This is a genomic window from Pectobacterium atrosepticum (genome assembly GCA_019056595.1).
GTDB lineage: Bacteria > Pseudomonadota > Gammaproteobacteria > Enterobacterales > Enterobacteriaceae > Pectobacterium > Pectobacterium atrosepticum.
Genome location: CP036163.1, coordinates 936,607 through 963,014, shown reverse-complemented (window position 1 = coordinate 963,014; position 26,408 = coordinate 936,607). Strand labels below are relative to the sequence as shown.

The 26,408-nt window shown below is 47.6% G+C and carries 28 protein-coding genes and 1 tRNA gene; 14 read left to right on the top strand and 15 right to left on the bottom strand.

Features of this window, described 5'->3' with window-relative positions; genetic code table 11:
* Positions 1 to 142 precede the first annotated feature (142 nt).
* Positions 143 to 2,200, top strand: a complete 2,058-nt coding sequence (helD, locus tag DCX48_04990) for a DNA helicase IV (GenBank protein ID QXE13920.1) — start codon at positions 143 to 145, stop codon at positions 2,198 to 2,200.
* Positions 2,201 to 2,282: 82 nt separating this feature from the next.
* Here helD and DCX48_04985 read toward each other — a convergent pair whose 3' ends face one another.
* Together DCX48_04985 and DCX48_04980 are read right to left on the bottom strand one after the other, a co-directional pair.
* Complete coding sequence (locus DCX48_04985) at positions 2,283 to 2,741, bottom strand: methylglyoxal synthase (GenBank protein QXE13919.1); 459 nt, start codon at positions 2,739 to 2,741, stop codon at positions 2,283 to 2,285.
* A 137-nt stretch (positions 2,742 to 2,878) separates the two neighbouring features.
* Entirely contained in the window at positions 2,879 to 3,403 is a 525-nt protein-coding gene (locus DCX48_04980) for a DUF2057 family protein (GenBank protein ID QXE13918.1), read from the bottom strand.
* Between the two features lie 195 nt (positions 3,404 to 3,598).
* On the opposite strand from DCX48_04980, the gene DCX48_04975 reads away from it, so the two are divergent.
* Complete coding sequence (locus DCX48_04975; GenBank protein QXE13917.1) at positions 3,599 to 4,012, top strand: CoA-binding protein; 414 nt, start codon at positions 3,599 to 3,601, stop codon at positions 4,010 to 4,012.
* An 81-nt stretch (positions 4,013 to 4,093) separates the two neighbouring features.
* Here DCX48_04975 and hspQ read toward each other — a convergent pair whose 3' ends face one another.
* Positions 4,094 to 4,402: a heat shock protein HspQ gene (gene hspQ, locus DCX48_04970; protein QXE13916.1), complete on the bottom strand. Its 309-nt coding sequence runs from the start codon at positions 4,400 to 4,402 to the stop codon at positions 4,094 to 4,096.
* Between the two features lie 227 nt (positions 4,403 to 4,629).
* On the opposite strand from hspQ, the gene DCX48_04965 reads away from it, so the two are divergent.
* The gene (locus DCX48_04965; protein ID QXE13915.1) at positions 4,630 to 4,908 is read left to right on the top strand and encodes an acylphosphatase; all 279 of its coding nucleotides are present in this window, start codon (positions 4,630 to 4,632) and stop codon (positions 4,906 to 4,908) included.
* A gap of 11 nt (positions 4,909 to 4,919) precedes the next feature.
* Here the strand turns inward: DCX48_04965 and tusE are convergent, their stop codons facing one another.
* Positions 4,920 to 5,249, bottom strand: a complete 330-nt coding sequence (gene tusE, locus DCX48_04960) for a sulfurtransferase TusE (GenBank protein QXE13914.1) — start codon at positions 5,247 to 5,249, stop codon at positions 4,920 to 4,922.
* A gap of 140 nt (positions 5,250 to 5,389) precedes the next feature.
* On the bottom strand, positions 5,390 to 6,049 hold the full coding sequence (gene yccA, locus DCX48_04955; protein ID QXE13913.1) for an FtsH protease modulator YccA: 660 nt from the start codon (positions 6,047 to 6,049) through the stop codon (positions 5,390 to 5,392).
* A gap of 288 nt (positions 6,050 to 6,337) precedes the next feature.
* Here yccA and DCX48_04950 point away from each other — a divergent pair.
* Positions 6,338 to 6,425 (top strand) — tRNA-Ser (locus tag DCX48_04950).
* 381 nt (positions 6,426 to 6,806) lie between these two features.
* Here the strand turns inward: DCX48_04950 and DCX48_04945 are convergent.
* Positions 6,807 to 7,061 carry a DNA-binding response regulator gene (locus DCX48_04945; GenBank protein ID QXE13912.1) on the bottom strand — a complete coding sequence of 85 codons (255 nt, stop codon included), beginning with the start codon at positions 7,059 to 7,061 and terminating at the stop codon, positions 6,807 to 6,809.
* Between the two features lie 481 nt (positions 7,062 to 7,542).
* Here DCX48_04945 and DCX48_04940 point away from each other — a divergent pair, with 481 nt between their 5' ends.
* The 4 genes from DCX48_04940 (at position 7,543) to DCX48_04925 (ending at position 9,626) form a co-directional block, all read left to right on the top strand.
* A complete protein-coding gene (locus tag DCX48_04940) occupies positions 7,543 to 7,965 on the top strand; it encodes an NUDIX domain-containing protein (GenBank protein QXE13911.1) in 423 nt (140 codons plus the stop codon).
* A gap of 83 nt (positions 7,966 to 8,048) precedes the next feature.
* Positions 8,049 to 8,573, top strand: a complete 525-nt coding sequence (locus DCX48_04935) for an isochorismatase family protein (GenBank protein QXE13910.1) — start codon at positions 8,049 to 8,051, stop codon at positions 8,571 to 8,573.
* A 4-nt stretch (positions 8,574 to 8,577) separates the two neighbouring features.
* Positions 8,578 to 9,033 (top strand): N-acetyltransferase, encoded by a 456-nt coding sequence (locus tag DCX48_04930; GenBank protein ID QXE13909.1) that lies wholly within the window; start codon positions 8,578 to 8,580, stop codon positions 9,031 to 9,033.
* Positions 9,034 to 9,197: 164 nt separating this feature from the next.
* Complete coding sequence (locus tag DCX48_04925; protein ID QXE13908.1) at positions 9,198 to 9,626, top strand: universal stress protein; 429 nt, start codon at positions 9,198 to 9,200, stop codon at positions 9,624 to 9,626.
* Between the two features lie 48 nt (positions 9,627 to 9,674).
* Here DCX48_04925 and DCX48_04920 read toward each other — a convergent pair whose 3' ends face one another.
* Both DCX48_04920 and DCX48_04915 read right to left on the bottom strand, forming a co-directional pair.
* Positions 9,675 to 10,181, bottom strand: coding sequence for a DUF523 domain-containing protein (locus DCX48_04920; GenBank protein QXE13907.1), 507 nt, complete (start codon positions 10,179 to 10,181; stop codon positions 9,675 to 9,677).
* 83 nt (positions 10,182 to 10,264) lie between these two features.
* A complete protein-coding gene (locus DCX48_04915) occupies positions 10,265 to 10,450 on the bottom strand; it encodes a GhoT/OrtT family toxin (protein ID QXE13906.1) in 186 nt (61 codons plus the stop codon).
* Between the two features lie 155 nt (positions 10,451 to 10,605).
* On the opposite strand from DCX48_04915, the gene DCX48_04910 reads away from it, so the two are divergent.
* From DCX48_04910 to DCX48_04900, 3 genes are all read left to right on the top strand, one after another.
* Positions 10,606 to 10,905 (top strand): hypothetical protein, encoded by a 300-nt coding sequence (locus DCX48_04910; protein ID QXE13905.1) that lies wholly within the window; start codon positions 10,606 to 10,608, stop codon positions 10,903 to 10,905.
* A gap of 158 nt (positions 10,906 to 11,063) precedes the next feature.
* Positions 11,064 to 11,345: a hypothetical protein gene (locus DCX48_04905; GenBank protein ID QXE13904.1), complete on the top strand. Its 282-nt coding sequence runs from the start codon at positions 11,064 to 11,066 to the stop codon at positions 11,343 to 11,345.
* 833 nt (positions 11,346 to 12,178) lie between these two features.
* Positions 12,179 to 13,843: a HAMP domain-containing protein gene (locus tag DCX48_04900; GenBank protein ID QXE13903.1), complete on the top strand. Its 1,665-nt coding sequence runs from the start codon at positions 12,179 to 12,181 to the stop codon at positions 13,841 to 13,843.
* Between the two features lie 114 nt (positions 13,844 to 13,957).
* Here DCX48_04900 and DCX48_04895 read toward each other — a convergent pair whose 3' ends face one another.
* Positions 13,958 to 15,478 carry a PepSY domain-containing protein gene (locus DCX48_04895; GenBank protein QXE13902.1) on the bottom strand — a complete coding sequence of 507 codons (1,521 nt, stop codon included), beginning with the start codon at positions 15,476 to 15,478 and terminating at the stop codon, positions 13,958 to 13,960.
* A 101-nt stretch (positions 15,479 to 15,579) separates the two neighbouring features.
* Entirely contained in the window at positions 15,580 to 16,065 is a 486-nt protein-coding gene (locus tag DCX48_04890; protein ID QXE13901.1) for a DUF2946 domain-containing protein, read from the bottom strand.
* Between the two features lie 443 nt (positions 16,066 to 16,508).
* Between DCX48_04890 and DCX48_04885 the strand changes: the two genes are divergently transcribed.
* The gene (locus DCX48_04885; protein QXE17154.1) at positions 16,509 to 18,011 is read left to right on the top strand and encodes a glucan biosynthesis protein G; all 1,503 of its coding nucleotides are present in this window, start codon (positions 16,509 to 16,511) and stop codon (positions 18,009 to 18,011) included.
* Positions 18,004 to 20,568 (top strand): glucans biosynthesis glucosyltransferase MdoH, encoded by a 2,565-nt coding sequence (gene mdoH / locus DCX48_04880; GenBank protein ID QXE13900.1) that lies wholly within the window; start codon positions 18,004 to 18,006, stop codon positions 20,566 to 20,568. Before DCX48_04885 ends, mdoH begins: the two co-directional genes overlap by 8 nt.
* A gap of 117 nt (positions 20,569 to 20,685) precedes the next feature.
* Here the strand turns inward: mdoH and lpxL are convergent, their stop codons facing one another.
* Entirely contained in the window at positions 20,686 to 21,606 is a 921-nt protein-coding gene (lpxL, locus tag DCX48_04875; protein ID QXE13899.1) for an LpxL/LpxP family Kdo(2)-lipid IV(A) lauroyl/palmitoleoyl acyltransferase, read from the bottom strand.
* A 261-nt stretch (positions 21,607 to 21,867) separates the two neighbouring features.
* Entirely contained in the window at positions 21,868 to 22,962 is a 1,095-nt protein-coding gene (locus DCX48_04870; GenBank protein ID QXE13898.1) for an NADH:flavin oxidoreductase/NADH oxidase, read from the bottom strand.
* 215 nt (positions 22,963 to 23,177) lie between these two features.
* Here DCX48_04870 and DCX48_04865 point away from each other — a divergent pair, with 215 nt between their 5' ends.
* On the top strand, positions 23,178 to 24,245 hold the full coding sequence (locus DCX48_04865; GenBank protein QXE13897.1) for a rhodanese-related sulfurtransferase: 1,068 nt from the start codon (positions 23,178 to 23,180) through the stop codon (positions 24,243 to 24,245).
* 74 nt (positions 24,246 to 24,319) lie between these two features.
* Here DCX48_04865 and DCX48_04860 read toward each other — a convergent pair whose 3' ends face one another.
* The 3 genes from DCX48_04860 to bssS all read right to left on the bottom strand — a co-directional run bounded on the left by DCX48_04860 (position 24,320) and on the right by bssS (position 26,193).
* The gene (locus DCX48_04860; protein QXE17153.1) at positions 24,320 to 24,895 is read right to left on the bottom strand and encodes a YceI family protein; all 576 of its coding nucleotides are present in this window, start codon (positions 24,893 to 24,895) and stop codon (positions 24,320 to 24,322) included.
* 29 nt (positions 24,896 to 24,924) lie between these two features.
* Entirely contained in the window at positions 24,925 to 25,479 is a 555-nt protein-coding gene (locus tag DCX48_04855; protein QXE13896.1) for a cytochrome b, read from the bottom strand.
* A gap of 459 nt (positions 25,480 to 25,938) precedes the next feature.
* The gene (gene bssS, locus DCX48_04850) at positions 25,939 to 26,193 is read right to left on the bottom strand and encodes a biofilm formation regulator BssS (protein ID QXE13895.1); all 255 of its coding nucleotides are present in this window, start codon (positions 26,191 to 26,193) and stop codon (positions 25,939 to 25,941) included.
* Positions 26,194 to 26,408: the final 215 nt, after the last annotated feature.

Genomic DNA, 26,408 nt, shown 5'->3' with positions numbered 1-26,408 from the left:
AAAGAATTATCACACTAAGCATCAGGATATCCTAACCTGTTTTTAAGGCTAGAGCGTGAAGTCCGATAACGGGTAAACTAGGTAACAGAGAAACGACAAACAATAGACGAATATCCTCTCACATAGTCATGGCGCGAACATCATGGAACTGAAATCTACCTCGTTAGGTAAACATCTGGCCCAGCATCCTTACAATCGGGTGCGGTTACTGAATGCCGGTGTCGAAGTGAGTGGCGATAAGCATGAATACCTGATCCCCTTTAATCAGTTGCTGAGTATTCACTGCAAAAGAGGGCTGGTGTGGGGTGAGCTGGAGTTTGAATTGCCGGCTGGAAAAGTGGTGCGTTTGCATGGCACGGAGTGGCAGGAAACGCAGGCTTTTTACCGCCATCTTCTCAAATCCTGGCTTGACTGGAGCGAGGAGATGAGTCTGATCAGCGCTGAGGTTTTACAGCGTCAGACGGACAGTATTCAAACACTGACGCAGCAGGATAAATGGTGTAACCGTCAGGCTCTGTCAACATTGCAGAGTGCTATCCGTGATTCGCTAGCGGCGCTGCCTCTGCCGGTTTCCCGATTAGAAACCTTCGATAACTGCTGTGATAATTACCAGCACTGCTTACGCTGGCTTGAGCAGGGCGACGAAATGCGCACTGCGGCGAATCAGGCATGGATGGATCGCACGCTGGCGGCAGAGCAGCCTTTCTTTGAAACGGTAGAGAGTTCGCCATTAAACATGTCGCAGAGTAAAGCCGTGATTAATGGTGAAGAGGGTGTACTGGTGCTGGCGGGTGCAGGCAGTGGGAAAACCTCCGTGCTGGTGGCCCGAGCAGCGTGGTTAATGCATCGACAAGAGGCCACGCCCGATCAGATTTTGCTGCTGGCATTTGGTCGTAAAGCAGCCGAAGAGATGAATGAGCGCATCCATGAGCGGCTCCACACGGATGAAATTCAGGCTAAGACGTTTCATGCTTTAGCATTGCACATCATTCAGCAGGCTAGTCGTAAAGCTCCGATGATAAGCCAGCTAGAAAGTGATGCAAAACAGCGTCGCGAACTGCTGATTTCTCACTGGCAACAGCAATGTGCTGAGAAAAAAACGCAGGCTAACGGATGGCGACGCTGGTTAACTGAAGAGCTGGAGTGGGATGTGCCAGAAGGTGATTTCTGGAACGATCCGAAGCTGGCGAGTCGGCTGGCAGGGCGACTTGAGCGCTGGTTAGGGTTGATGCGTATGCACGGTGGCAGCCAAAGTGAAATGGTTGAACAAGCACCAGAATCCATTCAGACGGAGTTTCAGCAACGTATTCGCCTGATGGCCCCGTTGTTAAAAGCTTGGAAAAAAGCGCTTAAAGACGAAAACGCGGTCGACTTCTCCGGCCTTATCCATCAGGCGGTGAATTTGCTGGATAAAGGGCGTTTTGTGAGTCCCTGGAAACATATTCTAGTGGATGAATTTCAGGATATCTCGCCACAGCGTGCAAGTTTGTTAGCGGCACTGCGTCGACAAAATAGCCGTACCTGCCTTTTTGCCGTGGGAGATGACTGGCAGGCAATTTACCGTTTTAGCGGCGCTGAGCTGGCGTTGACGACGGCGTTTGAACAGCATTTTGGCGTAGGTGAGCAGTGCGCGTTGGATACAACTTATCGCTTTAATGAGCGTATTGGTGAAATTGCTAACACGTTCATACAACAGAATCCGTACCAGTTAAAGAAACCGCTGAATAGCCTGAGCAAAGGGGATAAAAAAGCGGTAACCATTCTTCCACAGGATCAGCTTGAGCCACTTCTGGATAAACTGAGCGGCTTTGTTAAGGATGATGAGCGCATTCTCGTGCTTGCCCGTTATCACCATTTGCGCCCAGCGATTTTAGAAAAGGCAGCAACCAAATGGCCGAATTTGCAGATTGATTTCATGACAGTGCATGCCAGTAAAGGGCAGCAGGCGGAATACGTCATTATTGTGGGTATGCACGAGGGGAAAGATGGCTTCCCGGCTCCGGCACGAGAGTCTGTGATTGAAGCGGTGCTGTTACCTGAACCTGAGGATTTCCCCGATGCAGAAGAACGTCGCTTATTGTATGTGGCGTTGACGAGGGCGAAACATCGCGTCTGGTTGCTACAGGACGTGACAAACCCGTCGGTGTTTGTTGAACATCTTCATCGTTTAGGCGTCCCGACACAGCGTAAGCCAGGATAGCTAAAGCGGAACAAAGCCGTTTAACCGCAGAGACCAGCGTCGGATGTATCGCACGCCGCTGGTCCATTTTGATGTACTGATATTATTTCAGTCGGTCTTGCAGGTAGCGCTGATAATCAGGGATGGCTATCTGAACCGGTTCTTTAAATAGCGCAGAGTTGATCAGGAAATCCGCCGTTGCACGGTTGGTAGCAACAGGAATGTTCCAAACTGTCGCGAGTCTCAGCAGCGCCTTTACATCGGGATCGTGTGGCACGGCGTTAAGTGGATCCCAAAAGAAGATCATCAAATCGATTTTCCCTTCGGAGATGAGTGCGCCGACCTGTTGGTCGCCCCCCATCGGCCCACTCAGCATACTTTTTACGGGCAGGCCCGTATTTGACTGAATCAGGTTTCCGGTGGTCCCGGTGGCGTAAAGCGTGTGCTCTGTGAGCTGTTGTTTATTAGTACCAACCCAATCCAGCAAAGATTGTTTGCAGTGGTCGTGGGCTACCAGCGCAATATGTTTTTGCGCGGGGATGGTACGGGTGGTGAACTCCATGGTTACGTCCTTCAATCTGGTGTAGTAAAGCTGACGCTAGGGTAAGGACAGATTACGGAAACGCTGTTTCAGTGCAAAGCGATAAAAGCGGGAAAAGGCGAACGGGTATCAAAAATCTGATGTGACTGCGCGTAAAATCACCAGGTTACAGATTCATTCAGTGCGCTAGCAAAACCTGCAACTGAAGCACCTTTCGCCGCGGCGTTGTATTCCGACATTTTTCGCTCTATATCGAGCAATTCATTATCAGCAATGACAAGCGCATCGGTACGTGCGGGGATAACCTGATTTTTTTCATCAAGCAATTGATATTGGGGGAGGGCAGTAAAGTTTTGGCGATCCTGAAGGGTTTGCAGTGGCGGCAATTTAAATGACACTGAGGCCACTTTTTCTGTGTTAAATGTCGCAATAAATGTCGAAGGGAAATAAGTCGATGGCGCGCCAGTTTGGGCATCGACGTTATCGACAACTTTAAACAGAATCTGGTGTTGCCCACTGCCAAGTTCGAGGCTATCGGCACCTTTCAGCAACGAGCCTGACATTCTTTGCCCGTCAACCATCAGGAGATCGATCTTCTGATCTAATTTCAACGTTGTTGCCGCAATTGCTGAGGTGCTTAAACCCGCAATAAAAAGGCAGACAGTGATGAAGCCGAATTTCATAATTTTCCCAGATAGCACGTAATTTGAGTATTGTTGAGGAATTGTCTGAATGTGTCAAAGGTTTCAATTTGAAACAGGCTGTTATGGCATTTTTCGTTCCGTGCGACATCAGGCTGTGGGGTCCTTGCGCCATTTTCCGCTATTCTTGGAATGTGCGATACACTCTAATAAATCACGTAAGAGAGGCTGAAGAGCATGAATGACGGTGATATTGAATCTGTGCTGAAAACGGTAAAAACCATTGCATTGGTGGGGGCCAGCGATAAGTTATCTCGTCCGAGTTATGGCGTCATGGCGTATTTACTTGAGCAGGGCTACGACGTTATCCCCGTTAGCCCCAATCTGGCCGGGCAGACACTCTTGGGCCAAAAAGCGTATGCCAGCTTAGCGGATATTCCTAAATCCGTTGATATGGTCGATGTGTTTCGTCAGCCGGAAGCGGCTTATGAGGTCGCCAAAGAGGCCATCGCCATCGGTGCTTCCGTACTGTGGTTGCAGATCGGCGTTATTAATGAACAGGCGGCGATTTTGGCTCACGATGCCGGGCTGAAAGTCGTGATGGACCGTTGCCCGAAAATTGAAATCCCACGGCTGGGTTTGGATAAATAGGTCGTAGGCGCTGGGCGATGCTGAATATCACAACATCGCCAATGCCTGACTGTGGTGACCCGTATCTACTGTTGGTGGATGTTAGTGGCGCAACTGTGGTGCGCGGCGTTGAATGACTTCGGCCAATTCGTTTAGTGAAGGGTGGTCGTGCTCAGAAAGCTCTTCCTTCATCAGATGTGCCTCCGCCAGATAGGTATGCATTGGTTGGCCTTCGTTATCTTCCATCACAACGTGGTACCACGGTTCGGAGCGCGGCGTGTCATTGCCGCTGATTTCTTCCCAGGTGGGCGTTTCTAATGAGTATTCGGGATCGATATCGATAATGACCCCTGGAAACCCCAGGAGTTTATGACGAATCTGTTGTCCGAGACCAAATTTACTGATGATCATATAACCCCCTGGAAATTGATTACACTTTCTACTCGCTGCGGATTTTGTAGAGGAAGGACAACCGCATCCGATAACGTCTTTTGGCGTACAGAGGTTTTTTAAGAGATGACGTATGTGCTCGTTGAACGCTGGCTGAACACATTATTAACAGTATGGTGTAAATTTTTAGAAGATACAGTCCGGCTAATGAAATGTTGTTTGGCTGCTTGGGCCGAGAAGGGGGAAATATGGACAAGGTAGCGACAGCGGCTTATGTCTACGGTGTGGTTCAGGGCGTGGGCTTTCGTTACAGCACGCAACGTCAGGCTGCGCAACTGGAGCTCAGTGGGTATGCGCGCAATTGTGATGATGGCAGTGTAGAAGTCGTGGCAAGCGGAGAGCCTCATGCGGTAGAGATGTTGATTGAGTGGCTGAAGCAAGGTGGCCCACGAAGCGCCAGAGTTGATAAGGTGCTTATTGAGCCACATGGCAAGACGGACTATAAAGGTTTTACGATCCGCTATTGATACTGGGGAAGTTAGATGCACTTCACTGGTTTGGGTAAGCCAGCTATTTTGGTTGCCTGCTTTGCTGGGCCTTTGGGAAAAAGTTTATACAAGTAGCGGCTATTTCCTTTCTCTTCACCGTACTTCTGTGCCATCGCTTTAACCAACATGCGTATAGCGGGTGAGGTGTTGAACTCCTGATAAAAGTTTCGCACAAACCGGACGACTTCCCAATGCGGTTCTGTCAACGCGATGCCTTCCTGTTCAGCCAACACGGGAGCCAACGCTTCACTCCATGCTGTACTGTCCATCAGGTAACCCTGCGCGTCTGTGGCGATCGTTCGCCCTTCAAACTCCAACATTTTCTCTCCGCCTGCGATATCTCAGCCCACAGTTTAACAAATTTTGCTGTCTGTGCCGGAATAAAAAAGGTTCATCGCGTATTAGCGTGAACCAAAAAAAAAGCCCCAAATGGGGCTTTCGGTGTTGCGATAAACGCGCTTTAGTCGTTACGCATGATGCCCAGAATGCTCAACAGGCTAACGAAGATATTGTATATCGCGACATACAGGCTAACCGTCGCCCGGATGTAGTTGGTTTCGCCACCGTGAATGATGTTACTGGTTTCCCACAGGATGGCACCCGCAGAAAATAGAATAAACAGGGTGCTGATAGCCAGATGCAAGGCTGGGATCTGTAGGAACAGATTGGCAATGACGGCAACAATCAGTACAACGAATCCTGCCATCATCATGCCAGACAAGAAGGACATATCCTTACGTGTCGTTAATACATAGGCTGAACAGCAGAAGAACACCAGTGCCGTACCGCCCAACGCCAACATGACAATGTCGCCTGCACCGGAAGAAATCAGTGAGCTTAAAATTGGGCCTAGCGTATAACCCATAAACCCAGTCAGTGCGAATGTCGCCAAAATACCAGCAGGGCTGTTCGCCAGTTTATGCGTCAGGAACATCAGACCATAAAACCCAACTAGCATCAGAATTAAGCCAGGGGCGGGCAGGTTAAGTACAGTACTTGCCGTTGCAGTAATGGCAGAAAAACCCAGCGTCAGCGACAGCAGGAAATAGGTATTACGCAGCACTTTGTGAGTGCTGAGTAGTGAACTTTCACGGGTAGAGGAAACAACAATACGATCCATATCAGCGACTCTCTCTTCAGGGTGCTATTATCCAACGTCAAAGAATAAATAGTTGCAGAACGTTATTAAAGATGTTTTACCCTTCTTTACTCTGCAAATTCGTCATACTCCGTGTTAGCGTTCGTGTTTTGTCCTGCAATTCGTATGAGGGTGGGGATAAATTGCTCTATTTCATGCATCGCATGACGATTTTGCGTTCAATTACGTTTCATTAGGTTGTTTTTCAGGCAATTGAGCGCTGTGATGCTTTACAAGATCCTACACACTGTTTATAGTTCGCGTCATTGCGGAGGAGTGGCCGAGTGGTTGAAGGCACCGGTCTTGAAAACCGGCGACGCGAAAGTGTTCTAGAGTTCGAATCTCTACTCCTCCGCCAAAAAAATTCAACGGGTTAGCTTAGGCTAGCCCGTTTTCGTTTCCGCTGTCGAATCCGACATCGCGTTTTGCATTGTGGTGTTTTTATTTCTGTTTGGGTCAGAATGTACTAAGTTGTTTAAATCTGTGCGAGTGTCGTGCGGGAGTCTTTCATCACTTATTCATTCGGAAATGAATGCTAACGATTAGCAAAAAATAAATATATATCATACCTGATTTTGAATATATCCATTCATAATGGATAACCAAAATATAGAAGTGAAGGTATTTTGACTCCTCCGTACCGGTCTATTCATTATCGACGGTACCGTTAGTTAAATAAAAAATATCCAGCAGATATACATATCTTACCGAGGTGATGGTTGAATATATTTACGGGATATTAAATCAGGAAATCATCCTGAGTTTTATAAACTATCAAATCCAGCAGGGTTCGATATTTTTCCTGAAAAGCGGTGTTGGCTTCTGTTTCAATTTTGTGAATTAATTTAGCGATGATGGCCTTGTTGCTGACGGAATGGCCGGATTGGATGATTTCTTCCACAATGTTGCCGAGCATTTCCATGTCACTGATGTGGGAATCAATGCCGAGGACATTAGATATCGGGCGCTCGTTTTGAGGTACCTCTGAATTCATTGCATCTTCTCCCTTTCGCGCTTTCTGACATGGTCAATACACACCCTGCCAGACAGTAGGAATCCGCGGTCCGCCAGACATGAAGAAATGGTTAGTTAACTTTAGTCGATCATACGCATAAAACCAGTCGATAAGATAAATAAACACTGCGTTACTCAGCGGCTCGCCCGAGCGTGAAAGGATGACGGCGATCAATGGTCAGGTGGATAAATATGAATTTATCTTTTCCCACAAATATTATGTCTGAAATAATTATGCGAGGTGTATAACTTCAATAAGTTAAACATGACGAGATGAAAAGAGGCCGGGAAATAGATTAACTGGACATAAAGACTATTAATGCATTTTGATTAAGTCGATAGGATTTTGATCTGTACTAGGAGATGACATTTTTCTGTAGCACGTGCCGTTTATCAAAAAATGTCTTTTTATCAAAACCTGTTTATTGAGAATGGCACCGTAGTTTACCTGGAGCGTCGGCATGCAAAAGATCAGAGCAAAAGCAGTTTGTCTTTTCCGAAACGATGGCAAGATTCTGTTAGCTGAAGGGTATGACCCCATAAAAGATGAGCACTATGTTTTGCCTCTCGGTGGTGGCATCGAGTTTGGTGAATCGTCGCAGGCGGCGGCGGAGAGGGAAGTTCAGGAAGAAATTAGCGCAGCGACCAGTGACTTTTCGCTGTTGGGCGTTTCAGAGAATATCTTTTCCTGCAATGGCAAGCCAGGGCATGAAATTGTCTTTGTCTATGAAGCTCGCTTTCAAGATGAGTTGCTTTATCAGCAAGATATCATCCATGGTATAGAGACAAACGGCGTTCCGATCGTGACCCGTTGGTTTGATATTGATTTGCTGCGCTCCGGGGAAATCAATTTTTATCCTCATGGTATAGTGGACATGATTTAGCAGCAGCCGAATGGCTGGGGTGAGTGATAGCAAGCTGTTGCCTTCGTGATGATGATGTTAAGCGCCAAAATAAGGAAAAAAAGATGCAGGTTTTGATAGCCATTGATATGCAGAATGCAGTGTTTGCAATGCCAAGAGCGCGACAAACGCAGACCGTCGCATTGATAAACCAGCTTTCAGGTGCAGCAGATCGGACGATTTTTATTCAGCACGAAGGGGATGGAATGCTGTCAGGCGGCGAGGGATGGCAGTTATTACCTGAGCTGCACCAGCCAGAGGGCAGTATGTCGATAACAAAAACAGCGTGCGATGCGTTTTATCGTACGTCGTTGGCCGATGTGTTGGCTGATTTGGGTGTTAATCACCTGACGATTTGCGGATGTGCGACGGATTATTGCGTTGATGCAACCATTAAAAATGCGGCTAGCCGTGGTTATGCGTTGACGATTGCTTCTGATGCACACACGACGGCTAATCGCGGTGAGTTGAAAGCAGAGCAACTAATCACGCATTACAATAATGTGTGGCGGGATTTTATTATTCCGGGTAACACGATTACGGTAGAAACAACGGAAAACATTGTTGCTTCATGGAATGCGAGCCGCTAGCCCCATGCTGAATATTATTTCTGTCAGAAATCGCCCCGAATACAAAGACCGGGCGATCCACTATTTCCAACGCCACTGGGCGTCGGATGAAACATTGATTCTTTATGAAGATTGTATCAGCCACTGCATTGATGCTGAAAATCCATTGCCTGATTGGTATTTGATGGAAAAAGAGGGGGATATCATTGGTGGTGCAGGATTAATTACCAATGATTTCATCAGCCGTATGGATCTTTACCCGTGGCTGTGTGCGCTTTATGTTGAAGAGAGTCATCGTGGCAAGGGTTATGCGGGGCAGTTGATCGAATACGTTGTTCAGCAAACCCACCGCGCTGGTTTTTCTCAGCTGCACTTATGCACTGAACTGCTCGATTTTTATGAACGCTATGGGTTCCACTTAACTGGGATGGGTTATCACCCTTGGGGTGAGTCGTCACGCATTTATACCCGCTCGCTTTAAACGTAAATTGATGAGTTAATGGTGCCCGGTTATGCGTCTATCTGGTTAAAAATTGCGGGCAACATACGTAAAAGTGAACGGGATCATATTCTACTGACGACGAGCAGACTACGCTTCTTACATACTGACAGGTAATCAGTTATCTACGCTGGGGAGAGGTGATTATGTACACGAGCATTCTGGTGCCAGTAGATATAGAAGAAGATGAACTCACCAAACACGCGCTTACGCATGCAGTCAGGTTGGCCAAAATGTCGGGTGCTGCAATACACCTCTTTCATTCCCTTCCTGATGCATCGGCATTTTTATCTGCTTATTCTTTTGGTATCAAAGAGTTTGAGAATGAAGCAGTGGTGAAAGCGAATGACAAGCTTAAATCACTGATGAAAACAATCGATCTTCCTGTATCGCGTTTGTCATGCAGCGTCAGCTTCGGATCGGCAAGAGATGAGGTGCTATCGCTGGCGGAGGAGATTAATGCAGATTTGATCGTCATCGGTTCACGCCGACCGGATGTGAAAACCTATCTGCTTGGCTCAAATGCTGCTGCTATCGTTCGCCATGCGAAAATGTCAGTCCTCGTTGTCCGTTAGTTTTTATAACGCTGCTGCGTTTGGGTGTTGTGACGGGCAGCAGCGACGCTATGCGTTAGCATGGCGATCGCAATATTCAACGCGTTCGATCAACCGCTCGATATCGCGATCGGAAAACACTTCGATACCGTGGTGACGCAGCAACTCTGCGGTAACACCATTGCCTGCCGTTTGTGAACCATCAAATCGCCCGCTGTATATGATGTTGCTGCCACAGGATGGGCTTCCTTCCGTAAGGAGAGCGAAGCGGCAGTTATGCTGTTGCGCCATTTGCAGCGTTAGCCAGGCTCCCAGAATATAACGCTCGGTCACATCGCCGCCGGTGGCTTCGACAACTTTGGCTCCAGCCTTGATAACCGAATTGCTACCAGAAGCCGGAATAATCTCTGCTGAAGGTCTAGGGGTTGGGAAACCTGCGGCCAATTCCGGACAAAACGTAATCAGCCTCGCCTGTTTGCGCCACTGGATGAGATAGTCGCCGACAGATTTCTTTTCAGTACCGTTATAACGAACGGGAAAGCCGGAAAGACAGGCGCTGATCAGAATATTACTCATCGTGGGGCTTTTCCTCTAAAAGGCGAGTATAGGCGTTGCTGCATTGAGCCATAAAGCATGTTGTCTGGGAAGAGAGTGCTGCTTCAAAAAATGGAGAACAGCAGGACGACAGGAAAGCTCAACGGCCAGGTTAGACCGACTATTAACGAAGCAAAAAATCGGATGAACAGGGATTTGTCTTTACTTAACAAGAAAGTAACGAACAGGGAAACGACAAAACCGATCATGTAGGTTAGTTTTATGAGTTCCCAGAAGGAGTGATGTGGCACGGTTGTTTCCTTTTATCCTCGAAGCGTCTGCATTTTATGTTGTTAATATTTTATGATCAATTTTTTAACCCCTAATGGGTAGCAGGGATGTCCCATTCTGCGGTGCGTATTTTGTACTACAGTTAGTATCCTCTGGTTAAAATGAGACCTCCGGTATGAAAACAACGCTGGCTGTTGCGATGGTGTGTGCTGTGGCCCTGCTTTCTGTTTCTACGCCTAGTATGGCAAAAAGTTCTCGGATTTCTGATGAGCAGATCAAAGAAAAGATTATTCAGGAATCGATTTCGTCTTATTCCGGTAATTGCCCTTGTCCTTATAATTCAGCTCGTAATGGTAGCAAATGTGGTAAACGTAGCGCATGGAGTCGAGTTGGCGGCTATACGCCAATTTGTTACAAAGACGATGTGACAAGAAAAATGATTGACGACTGGATAATGAAAAATGGGAATACATAACATCTGACAGGAGAATTAAAATAGCGAAATAATAATCTCTTTGCTAATAAATTAATTAAATTATTTATGTGACAGAAATATTAAATTTTTATTTCAGTATGGACATTGTAGGCTAGCTGTCATAGCTTACTATTTTACCCCATTAGAAAGGTAATAAAATGAGTGAGATATCTAGCCTGTCCCTGAAAATTTCCCCAGAGCTGAAAGAAAAAATCAAAGCCGCTGCCCTAGAAAATGAAGTATCCCTCAGTGCAGAAGTCAGTGCCCGACTGCTGAGAAGCTTTGATGAAAGCCAACAAGCTTCAGAACTGTCTCCTGAATCGGTGGACAGTCAGGGGACGGAAGAAGTGGGTGCAGAAGCGCCATTGACGCAGAAAGAACTCAAGAAACTCCGGGAATTGCTGAAAGGTAAATCCAAAGCGACTTCCAAAAAAAAGTAATGCTGGAATGTGATTCTGAACGCTGATTGGTTCCAAGAATAGATAATAAAATTAAATCACCCAGGCATCTTGATGAAAAGGTGGCTGGGTGAGCCTTTTTTGCTCAATGCCTGACATTCGTGTAAAAAGTAAAAACCTCTGGAAAGAAGTCTATCCCACGCTATTTTTAATCCCATATATATATTCCCAACGAGCGATATCACATAAACCCAGGCAGTATTTATTTAAATGTATAACAAATTGTTATTATTTGTTTTTGGTTTTATTGTTACATTCTAAATGCAATATTTACTTTTATAAAATACATGTATCTTATAAATAGATAGATTATAAGGAAATGATCGATTAAATAGATATTGATACCATAAGTTAGAAAATATAAAGATTATCTACAAAAGGCCGATACCGCCTTCGGCGTCAGGAAAATTTGTTCTGGCTTGTATTATTTCCTGTTGCTGCTATTAAACCATAATTTTAGTAACGGTAATTCTCTTGGGTTTTATAGGCCATGAGAATGTAAAAACCAGGTTATGGTACGGAAAAGTGCGGCGAAAGGTGAGGTGTAAAGGATGACGTGTTTTTACTATCAGCATGTGCAGAAGTCTGGTACGGCGCGCTGTATCTGGTTAGACCAATTCGACGGCGCCATGATGAATGTGGTTTGATGAGCATGTCTACCTGCAGTTTCTCACCAGTGCATATAAATGGTCTGTCCAGAGATGTGTATTTTTTATGAAAAATAGTATTGGAGCTATCTGTATTTATTCAATAAATATTAATTTTTAAATTATATATTTTTATGCAGATAGAGAAAATTAATTAAGGAGATGTTAATGAGTTTGTCCAACTGGCGTATAGGATATCGATTAGGAGCGGGGTTTTCTTTTCTGGTATTAATGCTTTTGATAATTGGCAGCGTTGCAATTTCAAAACTAAGTGATTTTCACGAGAAAATGGATGATATTGTTTCACAAAACTATCCATTAACTGTCAAAAGTAATAAGCTCATTGATGAGCTGAATGGTTATCTCAATAATCAACAACTTTTGCTATTACTTAAATCAGAAAGTGAAATCAATAAACAGTTGGCATTGAATAAGGAACGTTCAGGAAAGATATCTGAACTCATGGAGTATTTAAATCAGTCCGTAAATGACGATAGATCTGTTGCGGTACTGCGTGATATTAGTGACATCAGACGTGATTTCCTTGGGTCAGCGAATAAGCTCTCTTCACTGATCTCGGCAGGGAATACTGATGCAGCTGCCGAAGAATATTTCAATGTAACGCGTGTTACACAAGCAAAATACACCAGTAAAGTGAATGAGTTCATCGATATACAGGATGATAAGATGTCATCCTCAGCGCAAGAAGTTGGGGAAAGCTATAGAAATGCGCTGATGGTTCTTGCCACGATCATTATAATCAGTGCGCTGGCTGGATTGGTTATTGCTTCATTGATTACCCGCAGCGTAACCCAGCCGATACGGGAAGCGCTAGGTGTTGCTGAAAAAGTCGCAAAAGGCGATTTAACCTCTGAAATCTATACCGACCGTACAGATGAGACGGGCCAGCTGTTGTCCGCCTTAAATAATATGAACGGTAGCCTGAGACAGATTGTCAGCCAGGTGCGTGATGGTGCAGAGACGATCTCCAGTGCCGCATCGCAAATTGCTGCAGGGAATCAGGATTTATCTGCCAGAACAGAAGAGCAGGCCAGTTCGCTGGAAGAGACGGCGTCATCGATGGAACAATTGACGTCAACGATAAGAAATACCGCAGATAATACGACGCAGGCGACAGACCTTGCGGCCAGCGCTTCTGAAACGGTGAAGAAAAGCGGCGCGATGATGGAAACGGTAACGCAGGAAATGCGTGGCATCCGCGATTCGTCAAAGCGTATGGCGGAAATTATCGGCGTGATTGATGGCATTGCTTTCCAAACTAATATTCTGGCGCTGAATGCGGCCGTTGAGGCTGCGCGTGCTGGTGAACAGGGGAGAGGATTTGCTGTTGTCGCCAGCGAAGTGCGAGCGCTGGCTCAGCGAAGCGCGACGGCGGCAAAAGAAATCAAAGAACTTATCGATGACTCGTTCAAGAAAGTACAGGACGGCATGGGGCTGGTAGAAGAAACTGGTGTCACGATGAATTCTCTGGTGACGAACGTGCAGGGCGTAACAGGGATTATCAGCGAAATTGCGCAGGCCAGCCGTGAGCAAAGTGATGGAATCAACCAAATCAATCTGGCTGTTGGGCAGATTGATACCACAACCCAGCAAAATGCGTCGTTGGTTGAAGAATCTGCTGCCGCGGCTCTCTCTTTGCAGGATCAGGCAAATAGCCTCGCGCGTACGGTCAGCGTATTCAACCTTGGTGCATCTTATAAAAGTGCTGCGTTAAATAGAAAAACGGAAACGCCTGCGCTGGCTGCACCTAAAAATAACCGTGCAGAAAAAACGTCTGCTAAAGGCGAATTGGCGGACTGGACCACGTTCTAATCCCTTGTCGCTAGCGGTGTATTGCTGAAAAACCGCCATTGTGTTGCACAAATTGTGTTGCAAACAAGGGCGGTTTTTTTATTGCTGGGTCGAGCGATGATGGTCATGAATCAATCAGCTTTTGACGATATCCTGCTTTGGATGGCTCATATACCACCGAACAACGTCAATCAGCAGGAAGATGAGCAGGCTGATCCCCATAACGGGCAAACTCACTGCCAGCAGCAGTGTAATGAGCGCAATGAGCACCCGGTGAAAGACAGGAACCCGTAGCAATGCCGCTGTTAGTGTGTTGACCGGATTCGCGTCATGACGCGATTTTGGACGACGTATCCACCACATCCGATAGCCCCACACGATCATCGCACAGAGCCCAAGGCCAAATGCCGCGAGAATCAGCTGGTTTGGCAGACCGAATAACACGCCCATGTGCGCATCGACGCCCCAGCGGGTGAGTTTGGCGGCGAGCGGGAAGGCGTTGAAATCGGTTTTGTCCACAATCTCCAATGTATCTGGATTTACCGACACGGCATCAACCTGAGTTGGCCAAGAACGATCGATCTCACTGACGGTCCAGGCGCGGTGTGGCTTGGTCGCGGGGCGAATTTCGATTTTATTGGTATCAATCCCAGCGTGACGCGCGACAGTTAGCACCTCATCAAATAACTCAGGTGAATAGGTTTCAGTATCCTCCATCGGCATTGACGCATGGTGTTCTGCGTGTTCATCCGCCGTCATCGCCATATCATGCCCGTGCATCATGTCATGGTGAGACATCGGCGTGGGTAATTGGGTTTTCACCGATGGAGTTTGCCACCCTAGCGCGGTGCGTGCGACAGAGATGTTGCTTCCTGCCCATTGCGACCAGGTTAACCCCGTCACGGAAAAAAAGAGCAAACCAAGTAGAAGGCTAAGTCCCATCGTGGCGTGCCAGTGACGCAAGCGCTGCGTTTTTGCTGCCGTCGTCTGGCTATTTTTCAATTTCTGCCGCTTGGTTGCTGACGACATATTACGGGTTGACCACCAGATGACAACTCCGCCCAATGCTGCGACCCACAGCCAGGACGCTGCCAGTTCGCTGTAATTACGCCCGATATCGCCTAACAGCAGTCCTCGGTGCAGGTAATCAAGCCAGGTACGAAATGGCAGGATACCGCTGGTGCCGTATACAGTCTCACTGCCGCGATTTTCCAGCGAAACGGGATCAATGAAGACAGCACGGCTTTCCGATGGCCCCAATTCCGGCAAGGCAAACATGACGCGAGTGGTTTCTCCGGTGACGGGAGCAGGGCGTATCGCAAGCAGCTTGGCATCTTGAGAGTGTGAGAGTCCCTCCTGTGCCGCTCGAATTTGTTCTGCCAGTGAATGCGGCGTACCTTGGCTTTCAGTGAAAAGCAGGTGCGAATACAGTCGGTTTTCAATTTGCGGTGTCAGGACGTACAACGTTCCTGTCAGAGCTGCAACGAAAATAAACGGGCTGACAAAAATACCGATGTAGAAATGAAGCCGGATGAACAGGGCGACGATCGCTGCACGTGGCGATACCTTATCCATTGCATGTTTTTCGCCCGCGATTTTTCTGGCTGGGCGCGTGCTGGAGGCAGCAGTGGCTGATGCCTGGTTAGGGTGTGACATAAAACCCTCTGAAATCATTTAGCAAAAAATGATCGAACACCATACCGAAAAAGGTATAGCGCGATGCGTTATAAATGCCCGCAGGCATGATGCTGCATAGTTCAGAAAGGTGGCGCGCGTACGATGGGAGAGGCGTAGCGTTCAGGAAGGACAATGCGAGAAATAAAGTGAATAACCAACGCTTCTGATAAAGATGACGTCAGTATGGGATTAGGGGAGTCTGTTGTGAACAGTGCTGGCGTATACGAAAAAAGTACACAGTAGCCGCATGCAGCATGATCCATCATCATGGACGGCGATGAGGGAGAATGGTGTAATTGCGCCGAGTGATGCTCGGGCATCGCGTTGCCAGTATGATTATGATGCGGTTCAGCTATACTGCCGCTGTGACTAGCGGGCGCAGTTGTATCATGCGCGGTAGTACTATGTGTGGTGGTCGTACTGTTTGTGGTTGTACCAACTTCATAAAGCCCGTGCTCGTGGAGTACCAGTGTTTGTGAAATCACTGGGGCAATGAAGATGGTCAAAATAGCGAAGATGCCGACCCAGGCTGGGAAACTTCGCCGTCGTAATGCGGACAAAGGCATAGCAGTCTTAATTCAACAATACTGGGTTCAGACGGGAAGTGTACTTTACTTGTCCCTGTATTGTTACACAAATGTTTATACCTGCCATGCTTCAAGCAGTATGTGAGCCGATGTCACTGTCCGTCAGGACTTTTATCGGTGGGGCAATAATACATGGTGCAGGCGTAAACGGAATAATCCTACGCCCGCGCAGGTCGATATTCGCTATAGTCCGTGGCTGTTTTCCATTTTTACAACCCGGTTTATCATGCTTTAGCGTTCTCGTTGTTTAAACGCTGACCTATTATGATGAACAATATCTTTATCAAGTTGTAGGAAGGCTAACTTATCCATTAATATGGATTTTAGTTGATTGAAGCACACCAACAGGGGGAGCTGTGCTGGATAATAAATTTGGGTTTAAACAGCGGGTTGCTAGCCTTCGCTGGCTGTCTGCCGCCATTATGCTGTCTGTAAGCGCAGTGCCTGCTTGGGCATTCTCTATTGATGACGTTGCACAGCAGGCTGAAAAGCTGGCACAAAAGGGTTTTGAAGCGCCGAAAAGTAATCTTCCTGCGCAATTTCGTGATATGAAATTTGCGGACTATCAGCAAATTCGTTTCAATAACGATAAGTCATACTGGAATAATGTACAGACGCCATTCAAACTCCAGTTTTACCATCAGGGGATGTATTTCGATACTCCGGTGAAAATTAATGAAGTCACCGCGACAACGGTTGATGAGATTAAATACGCTCCTGAGTTCTTTGATTTTGGCCCCGTTAACCATGATCCTGAGTCGGTTAAAAATCTCGGCTTTGCCGGTTTTAAAGTTCTCTATCCGATCAATAAAGCCGATAAGAACGATGAAATTGTCAGTATGCTGGGTGCCAGCTATTTCCGTGTGGTAGGTAAAGGCCAGATTTATGGCTTGTCTGCCCGTGGTCTTGCCATCGATACCGCATTGCCTTCCGGCGAAGAATTCCCTCGCTTCCGTGAGTTCTGGATTGAACGTCCCAAACCAAATGATAAACACTTGGTTATTTATGCGCTGCTGGATTCTCCACGTGCCGCAGGGGCTTACCGCTTTACCGTTTATCCGGGGCGTGACAGCGTAGTAGACGTTCAGGCTAAAGTCTTCCTGCGTGACAAAGTGGGCAAGCTGGGCATTGCTCCGCTGACCAGTATGTATCTGTTTGGGCCGAACCAGCCGTCGCCGACGCTGAACTATCGTCCGGCGCTCAACGACTCGAACGGCTTGTCAATTCATGCCGGTAATGGTGAATGGATTTGGCGTCCGCTGAATAATCCGAAGCATCTGTCTGTGAGCACCTATGCGGTAGAAAATCCGAAAGGATTTGGTCTGCTGCAACGCGGACGTGATTTTACCGCCTATGAAGATCTTGATGACCGTTACGATCTGCGTCCAAGCGGTTGGATTGAGCCGAAAGGCGAGTGGGGTAAAGGGAAGGTTGAGCTGGTTGAAATCCCTACCGCAGATGAAACTAACGACAATATCGTTGCTTTCTGGACGCCTGATGTGTTGCCAGAAACGGGCAAACCACTGGATGTTAAATATCGTCTGCACTTTACGCGCGATGAAGATCAATTACATTCCCCGAATATTGCTTATGTCCAACAGACTCGTCGTTCTGCCGGTGATGTTAAACAATCTAACCTGATCCGCCAGCCTGACGGCACGATCGCTTATATTGTTGATTTCATTGGACCGAATTTGAAAGAGTTGGATGAGAACGCTCCGGTAGCCTCTCAGGTCAGCATCGGCGATAACGGCGAGATTGTAGAAAATAATGTTCGCTATAACCCAGTAACTCATGGTTGGCGTCTGACGCTGCGTGTGCGTGTGAAAGATGCGAAACAGCCGACTGAAATGAGAGCTGCGTTGGTTAATGGCGAGACGACATTGACTGAAACCTGGAGCAATCAGCTACCTGCTAATGAATAAGTCAACTTCTTCTCTCGATTACATTGAGAAACTACCTCTGCCTGCCGAGCAGGCAGAGGTTCTTCGCGAAAAATTACCGCAAGCGGCCTGGAACGATCAGGCCGTTTTGCATCAGGCCCTGTCTGAAGGTAGCCAGCCTGAAGGTAACCAAGTTAATGTTCAGGCTGAAGACGATGTTGCGCTACATTCTGTGCAGGCGCGTCTTGAAATGGCTTGGGCTGATGGTCTGGACAACGGTAAGCAACTCGGTACAGACAGAGAAGGGCGGGCGGCATTAAAAGCGATGCCTGTCATTACCCGCGCCTCTATGTTCCCAGATGTTTGGCGGACGAACCCATTGATTCGCTGGTGGGAAAGCCTGCTGGGGCGTACCGTACCGCCTCGTCCTCATTACAGCCCGGAAGAGAAAATTTCCGAGAACCGTTGGCGCCTGGTGGGAACAATTCGCCGCTATATTCTGCTGGCGTTGACGCTGTTCCAGACGGCGATCGCGACGTGGTACATGAAAACCATCCTGCCTTATCAGGGCTGGGCGCTGATCGATCCGTTTGAAATGGCGGGGCAGCCTTGGACGCGTTCGTTGATGCAGTTGCTGCCTTATGTGCTGCAAAGCGGCATACTCGTTTTGTTTGCGGTACTGTTCTGCTGGGTATCGGCTGGGTTCTGGACCGCGCTGATGGGGTTTCTACAACTGCTTATTGGTCGAGATAAATACAGTATCTCTTCCACGACGGTAGGTGACGAGGCCCTGAATCCTGAGCATCGCACGGCGTTAATCATGCCGATTTGTAACGAAGACGTAGAACGTGTGTTTGCGGGGCTACGTGCGACGTATGAATCGGTTGAAGCGACGGGTAATCTTGAGCATTTTGATATTTACGTTCTGAGCGACAGTAACGATCCCGATATCTGTGTAGCAGAGCAAAAAGCCTGGATGGAGCTGTGCCGCGATGTTGGGGGAGCAGGGCGTATTTTCTATCGCCGTCGCCGTCGCCGCGTCAAACGTAAGAGCGGCAATATCGATGACTTCTGCCGCCGCTGGGGTAACCAGTATAGTTACATGGTGATTCTGGATGCCGATAGCGTCATGAGTGGCGAATGTCTGACATCTCTGGTCAGACTGATGGAAGCGAATCCGAACGCTGGCATCATTCAGTCTTCGCCGAAAGCTTCTGGCATGGATACACTGTATGCGCGCTGTCAGCAGTTTGCGACGCGTGTTTATGGCCCATTGTTCACCGCAGGTCTGCATTTTTGGCAGTTGGGTGAGTCGCATTACTGGGGACATAACGCGATTATCCGCGTTAAACCGTTCATTGAGCATTGTGCACTAGCACCTCTGCCGGGTGAAGGTTCGTTCGCTGGTGCGATTCTTTCTCACGACTTCGTTGAAGCTGCGCTGATGCGTCGTGCGGGGTGGGGCGTTTGGATTGCATACGACCTCCCGGGAAGCTATGAAGAGCTGCCGCCTAACCTGTTGGATGAACTGAAACGTGACCGCCGCTGGTGCCATGGTAACCTGATGAATTTCCGGTTGTTCTTGGTTAAAGGCATGCATCCGGTTCACCGCGCAGTTTTCCTGACTGGCGTGATGTCCTATCTGTCTGCACCGTTGTGGTTTATGTTCCTGGTGCTTTCTACCGCGTTGCAGGTTGTGCATACGCTGATGGAACCGCAGTACTTCTTGCAGCCCCGACAGCTGTTCCCCGTCTGGCCACAGTGGCGACCTGAACTGGCTATCGCCCTCTTCTCCACGACATTGGTTCTGTTGTTCTTGCCAAAACTGTTGAGCGTGATTCTGGTGTGGGCGAAAGGTGCAAAAGAGTACGGTGGCGCTTTCCGCGTATTCCTTTCTCTGTTGCTGGAAATGCTGTTCTCGGTTCTGCTGGCACCGGTTCGTATGTTGTTCCACACGGTGTTTGTTGTCAGCGCGTTCCTCGGTTGGTCGGTGCAGTGGAATTCTCCACAGCGTGACGACGACGCAACGCCGTGGAGTGAGGCATTTGTGCGCCATGGTTCCCAACTGATTCTGGGACTGGTCTGGGCGATTGGTATGGCGTGGTTGGATCTGCGCTTCTTGTGGTGGCTGTCGCCGATTGTCTTCTCACTGATTTTGTCGCCGGTGGTGTCGGTTTATTCGAGTCGTGCAGCATTAGGGCTGGGTTGTAAACGTGCGAAGCTGCTGCTGATACCGGAAGAATTCAATCCACCGCGTGAACTGGTTGCTACGGATGAATATTGTCGATTGAACCACCAGCGTAGACTCGATGACGGGTTTATGCAGGCCGTTTTTGATCCGTCAGTTAACGCTCTTGCCAGTGCAATGGCGACGGCGCGTCACCGCTTTAGCCGAGCGATTGAGGACGTACGTGAGCAGAATGTGCGAGAGGCCTTGAATCGTAAGCCGGAAGAGGTGAGCAATAATCAGCGCCTGGCACTGCTTAGCGATCCCGTTACAATATCGCGCATGCACTACCATGTGTGGCAAAAACCGGAAGCGTATGCGGCATGGGTTGAGTTTTACCAAAAACTTCCTGCACCGCATATCAAAAGCTAACTGCGTGTAGTGTGAAAGATTGTTAGTCTGAGAGATAAAGCAACGGCAGTCGCCGTTGCTTTTTTTCGTCTGTAACAAAGTGCGCAGTTCCTGAAATGAGCAATCGGAACGTGTAAGTTAATAAAAGGACGGCTCGCCTTCTGGGCGAGTTTTGAAACGGCGATGTAGCCACATGTATTGATCCGGTGCGAGCAGAATATTGTTTTCAACAACCTTGTTCATCCAAGCAGCGGTCACGGCTTCATTATCTACAGGCGCACCTTGTTCAGCAGGCTGAATCAGCAGTTCATAACCTTTTCCTTCGGGCAAGCGGCGCGGCACAAACGGGATGATTGCCGGGCGCGCCGTTTTTATCAGCATATAGCTACCGCGGGTTGTTGCCGCCGTATCTACGGCAAACAGAGGGGCGAATACGCTGCTGCGCGGGCCATAATCATGATCTGGCGCATACCAGATGATGTCACCTTGCTTGAGGGCGCGTATCATTCCTTTAAGATCTTTCCGGTCCAGCATGGATTTGTTGGATCGCAGTCTGCCCCACGTCTGTAACCAGTCAATCAGCTTGTTATCATTCGGGCGATACACGCCGATCCCTGGGTTGTGCATACCAAAAACTCGCGCCCCGAGTTCCAACGTTAAAAAATGCAGTCCGATAAGCAAGACTCCTTGCTCTCGTTCGTTCTCAGGGAGTATGTGCTCAAGGCCTGTTACCGTAAACCAGCGTTCAAGACGCCAATTCGGCCAAAACCACGCCATACCTGTTTCAACCACACCCATACCGACAGATTCAAAGTTCTTCCTGAGTAGTGCATTGCGCTCGGCCTGCGGCATCTGTGGAAAACACATTTCAAGGTTGCGTGCAGCGATCTTGACGCGCTGTGGCAACAGGCGCATAGCCAGATGACCGAGGGCGGTGCCGATACGATAAAGTACGGGATAGGGTAGCAAAACGATAAGGTAAAGGATGCCGATGCCCAACCAGGTGAGCCAGTAGCGCGGATGCAGCAATGAACGATTGAAGGAAGGGATCTGTGTCATGGCCTCAGTATCAACATTTTGGTGCTGGTCAGCACGCGAACCGTTAAAAAGAATCGAGTTAATGGTTAACTGCAAGATAGATTATTGCGTGCTTTGACAATAAAACAAATTATTGCCATCTTATTGACTGATTTTTATGCAAAAAACGGCCTTAATCGTACCATTCCCAAAAAATGAGTTTTGATCTTTGGTGGCATGCTATGTAGTCGCGTGGGGAAAAGGCGACCCTGATAGGATCGCCTGGCACATTATATTTTACCGCTATTGCTTGAAAATACCTCTGGCGTAACGTGGCTCGCTGCGCCAGTACTGAGCGGGCGCAGATACCTGAGCGCCCAATCGGGCGGCGGCATGCCATGGCCAGCGTGGGTCGAAAAGTATGGCACGGGCCAACCCGATAGCATCTGCCTCACCGGTTGCGACGATCGCTTCTGCCTGTTCTGGTTCGGTTATTAGCCCCACTGCGATGGTGGTGATGCCAACTTCTTGCTTAATCCGCTGAGCATAGGGCACCTGATAATTAGGTGCGGGATGAATCTGTTGTAACGGTGATAGCCCGCCGCTGGAAACATGGATGAAATCGCAGCCTAATTCGTGCAACGCTTTACTGAGCTGCACCGATTGCTCCAGATCCCAACCTCCCTCAACACCATCTGTTGCAGAAATACGTACGCCGACGGCTTTATGTGCAGGGAAAACTTCACGTACCGCGCGATAAATTTCAACGACCAGATGCATCCGATTTTGAAGCGATCCGCCGTAGCTATCTGTGCGCTGATTTGTCAGCGGAGAAAGGAACTGGTGCAGTAAATAGCCGTGAGCAGCATGAATTTCTATCAGGTCAAAGCCCAGACTGTCCGCACGCTTAGCAGAGTCGACGAACGAATCAACTAGCGCACGGATGTGCTGCTCTGACATTGCCAGTGGCGCAGCGTCGCTGGCGTTGTAAGGAATCGCCGATGGTGCGATAGTCTGCCATCCTCCCTGTTCCGGGTGCAGAAATGCCCGTTCGCTCCACGGAACGCCCGTCGAGGCTTTGCGACCAGCATGTCCCAGTTGTATGCCAAGGGGCATGGCAGAATAGGTTTTGACAGACTGAATCACGCTGGCAAGGGCTTGTTCGGTGGTGTCATCCCACAGGCCGAGATCGTGCGGGGAAATCCTGCCTTCTGGTGAAACTGCTGTGGCCTCGATAATGAGTAGTCCTGCTCCTGAATGTGACAGGTTACCTAAATGCATGGTATGCCAGGCTGTCGCCTTACCATCCTCAGCCGAATATTGGCACATTGGGGCAATGATGATTCGGTTGGGCAGTTCGAGTTTACCAAGAGATACGGGGGAGAAAAGCTGACTCATAATGACAGATCCTTCGATGATGATACTTCATGAAAGCGAAAGTGAATCCCAGAGGTCATCCGTTTACGGTAGATCACTCTTTATCGTTTCGCTATTCATTTCATGCCCTGACAGCTTCTGCGCTATCAGGTATGATGCCGGGCGATTCAATGTGTCAGGCTATGGCCGGCAATGAACGTCACATGCTAACCTCAGTGAAGACAGGAACGTACACCATGCCAGTGTTACATAACCGAGTTTCCAATGAGGAACTGAAGGCTCGTATGCTTGCGGAAACCGAGCCGCGTACCACAGTTTCCTTCTATAAATATTTTACGATAGACGATCCAAAAGCATTTCGCGATCGCCTATATATTCAGCTTGAGCAATATAAGGTCTTCGGGCGTATTTATATTGCAGCTGAAGGGATTAACGCCCAAATCAGCGTACCCAATAATCAGTTTGATGCCTTTAAGACGGGATTGTTCAGTGCGCATCCAGCGCTCGATCAGATTCGCTTAAATATCGCTCTGGAAGATGATGGAAAGTCGTTTTGGGTATTGCGTATGAAAGTACGTGAACGGATTGTCGCCGATGGAATTGATGATCCTACGTTTAATCCGGCGAATGTCGGGCAGTATCTGAAAGCCGATCGGGTTAATGCGATGGCCGACGATCCTGATACTGTTTTCGTCGATATGCGCAATCACTACGAATATGAAGTCGGACATTTTCAGAATGCATTGGAAGTGCCGTCGGATACTTTTCGTGAGCAGTTGCCGATGGCTGTGGATATGCTCGATGATATCCGTGATAAAAATATTGTTATGTACTGTACCGGTGGCATTCGCTGCGAGAAGGCTAGTGCCTACATGCTGCATCATGGCTTTAAAAATGTGTATCACGTCGAGGGTGGTATTATTGAATATGCGCGCCAGGCTAAAGCACAAGGGTTACCGCTGAAGTTTATCGGCAAGAATTTCGTATTTGATGAACGCATGGGAGAACGCATCTCTGATGACGTTATCGCGCATTGTCATCAGTGTGGTGCTTCGTGTGATAGTCACACTAACTGTCGTAATGAAGGTTGCCATCTTCTGTTTATCCAATGTCCGAGCTGTGCCGCAAAATACGAAGGTTGCTGTAGCACACAGTGTCAGGATGAAATGAAATTGCCGTTAGAAGAACAAAGAGCAATACGCAGCGGGCGTGAAAATGGAATGAAGATTTTCAATAAATCTAAAGGATTATTGCAGTCAACGTTACATATTCCGGCACCTGCAGCGAAAGACAACGCAGAATAACTCACTGTTGCTCGCTAATATAAAAGCCCTTTCCTTTGGAAGGGGCTTTTTGCTGTTAGCTACATGACGGAACCTTATTTCTGGCGAACGCCTTCAACGGCAATAATCAGTTCTACATCCTGTGAAGCGGGACCCAAATCGGTCGTAATGTTGAAATCTTTCAGCTTGATAGTTCCTTCGGCCTGAAATCCTGCGCGATAGTTACCCCATGGATCATCCCCCTGACCGATGAGCTTGGCATCCAACTTAACAGGCTTGGTCACGCCATTTAAGGTTAGATTACCGGTAATATCGTAGTCATCACCGTCTTTCTTCACTTCCGTTGAGGTAAACGTTGCCTGCGGATGCTTGGATACGTTTAAGAATTCTGCACTGCGAAGGTGCTTGTCACGTTCAGCGTGATTGGTGTCAACGCTGTTGGTGTTGATAGTGACATTCACTTTATCCGCTGATGGGTTTTTCTCATCAAAGGCAAAAGTGCCGTCGAAATCGTTAAAGCTGCCATAAAGCCAGCTGTAACCGAGGTGTTTAATGCGGAATTCAATAAACGCGTGCTGGCCTTCTTTATCGAACTTGTACTCTGCCGCCAGTGCAGAACCGGCAGAGGCAAGCATGGATACTGCGGTTAGGCTCAGTAGTGTTTTCTTCAGCATTGGTTTTTCTCCATAAATCCAGAAAGTTAAGAAATGTTGCGACCCAACATTCGTTTCAACGTGTTATCACCATCGATAAAGTGGTGTTTTAATGCGGCTAAACCGTGCAGTGCTGATAAGGCAACCACCGCCCATGCAAGATAAAGATGCACGTCGCCTGCTATATCGGCCTGATCCGTCAAGCCGCTGACAATGGCCGGAATAGAAAACCAGCCAAAAACTGAGATTGGATGTCCTTCCGCAGTGGAAATGAGATATCCACTTATGAGAATGGCGAAAAGAATGACATAAAGTGCAATATGCGCCAGCGTCGCGCTGACGCGGGTCAATGTGGAGTAACTTTTCAATGGCGGTGGAGGCGGAGAGATGAAACGCCATACCACGCGGAAAATAATGATGGAAAAGAGCAGCACGCCAATGGCTCTGTGAATCTCTGGAGCACGGTGATACCAGGTACTGTAGTACCCTAATGTGACCATCCACAGTCCTAAAGCGAACATGCCATAAACGGTCAACGCTGCAATCCAGTGCAAAAGAATGCTGATATGGCCATAACGGGAAGAGGTATTACGCCAAAGCATAGTGATAATTCCTTAATCAGATCGGTAACGGGGTCAATCCGGAAAAAAATTTAACAGGAAGAAACATAAAAGCAATATAAACTTTCAAATTGCAACATTATCATAAACATGAGCAGATTTTTTGAATTTAAATTCATAATTTATTCAATTTGGTTATGGAAACTCTTTAATAGAAATAGATATTTCTGATACCTGTTTTCAGGCGAAAGAAAGATGAATAAATACGATAGCGGAATAAATTAAAGGGATGGGGAGTGCTCTATTAGTTGAGTAATTATCTAGTGAGTGATTATTGGTATAAAGGCTGGTGACTCGGTGTAATTGATTCGCGGGTATAAAAAGAAATGAGAATAGGCCTAAAATAGCAACACCGCCGATAGGGCGGTGTTGTTACTAAAGCAAATGACATTAAAACAAATTATTGAGTATTGAATATAATATTAATAACGTTATAAATTGCTAATGTTTTCGATAATCACTGACGTCACAGTCTGTTGATTCAATTTTCGCAATGCCGGCTTCAAGTATGTGTATCAGCTGCCTTGCTACGTCGGTCGTTAGCCAAAGCGTACGGTCTACATGTGCTTCATCTGGTACTTGATCCGAGGTGGATAAGTAGTGTAAACGGATCATCATGGCGTCATAACTGTCAACGGTGCTGATGTCCCAACCTACAAGAGGATGTGTCTGAATAACTTCATTTTTTCTATCCATAAATACCCCTTATTGACTAGTTACTAACATGAGTGACTAACGAGGCTTCAGGTGGCTCATTATTTTAAACGAGCATTAACAGTATACTGTGGCTTATTTAATTTATGGGAAATATTTTCAATTTTTCGTAAAAAAATTACACAGGCAGGTATGTCGAAGAGATAAACGATGTATCAGATAAAATATCGGGATGAGTAGGCTTTCATCCCGAAGGT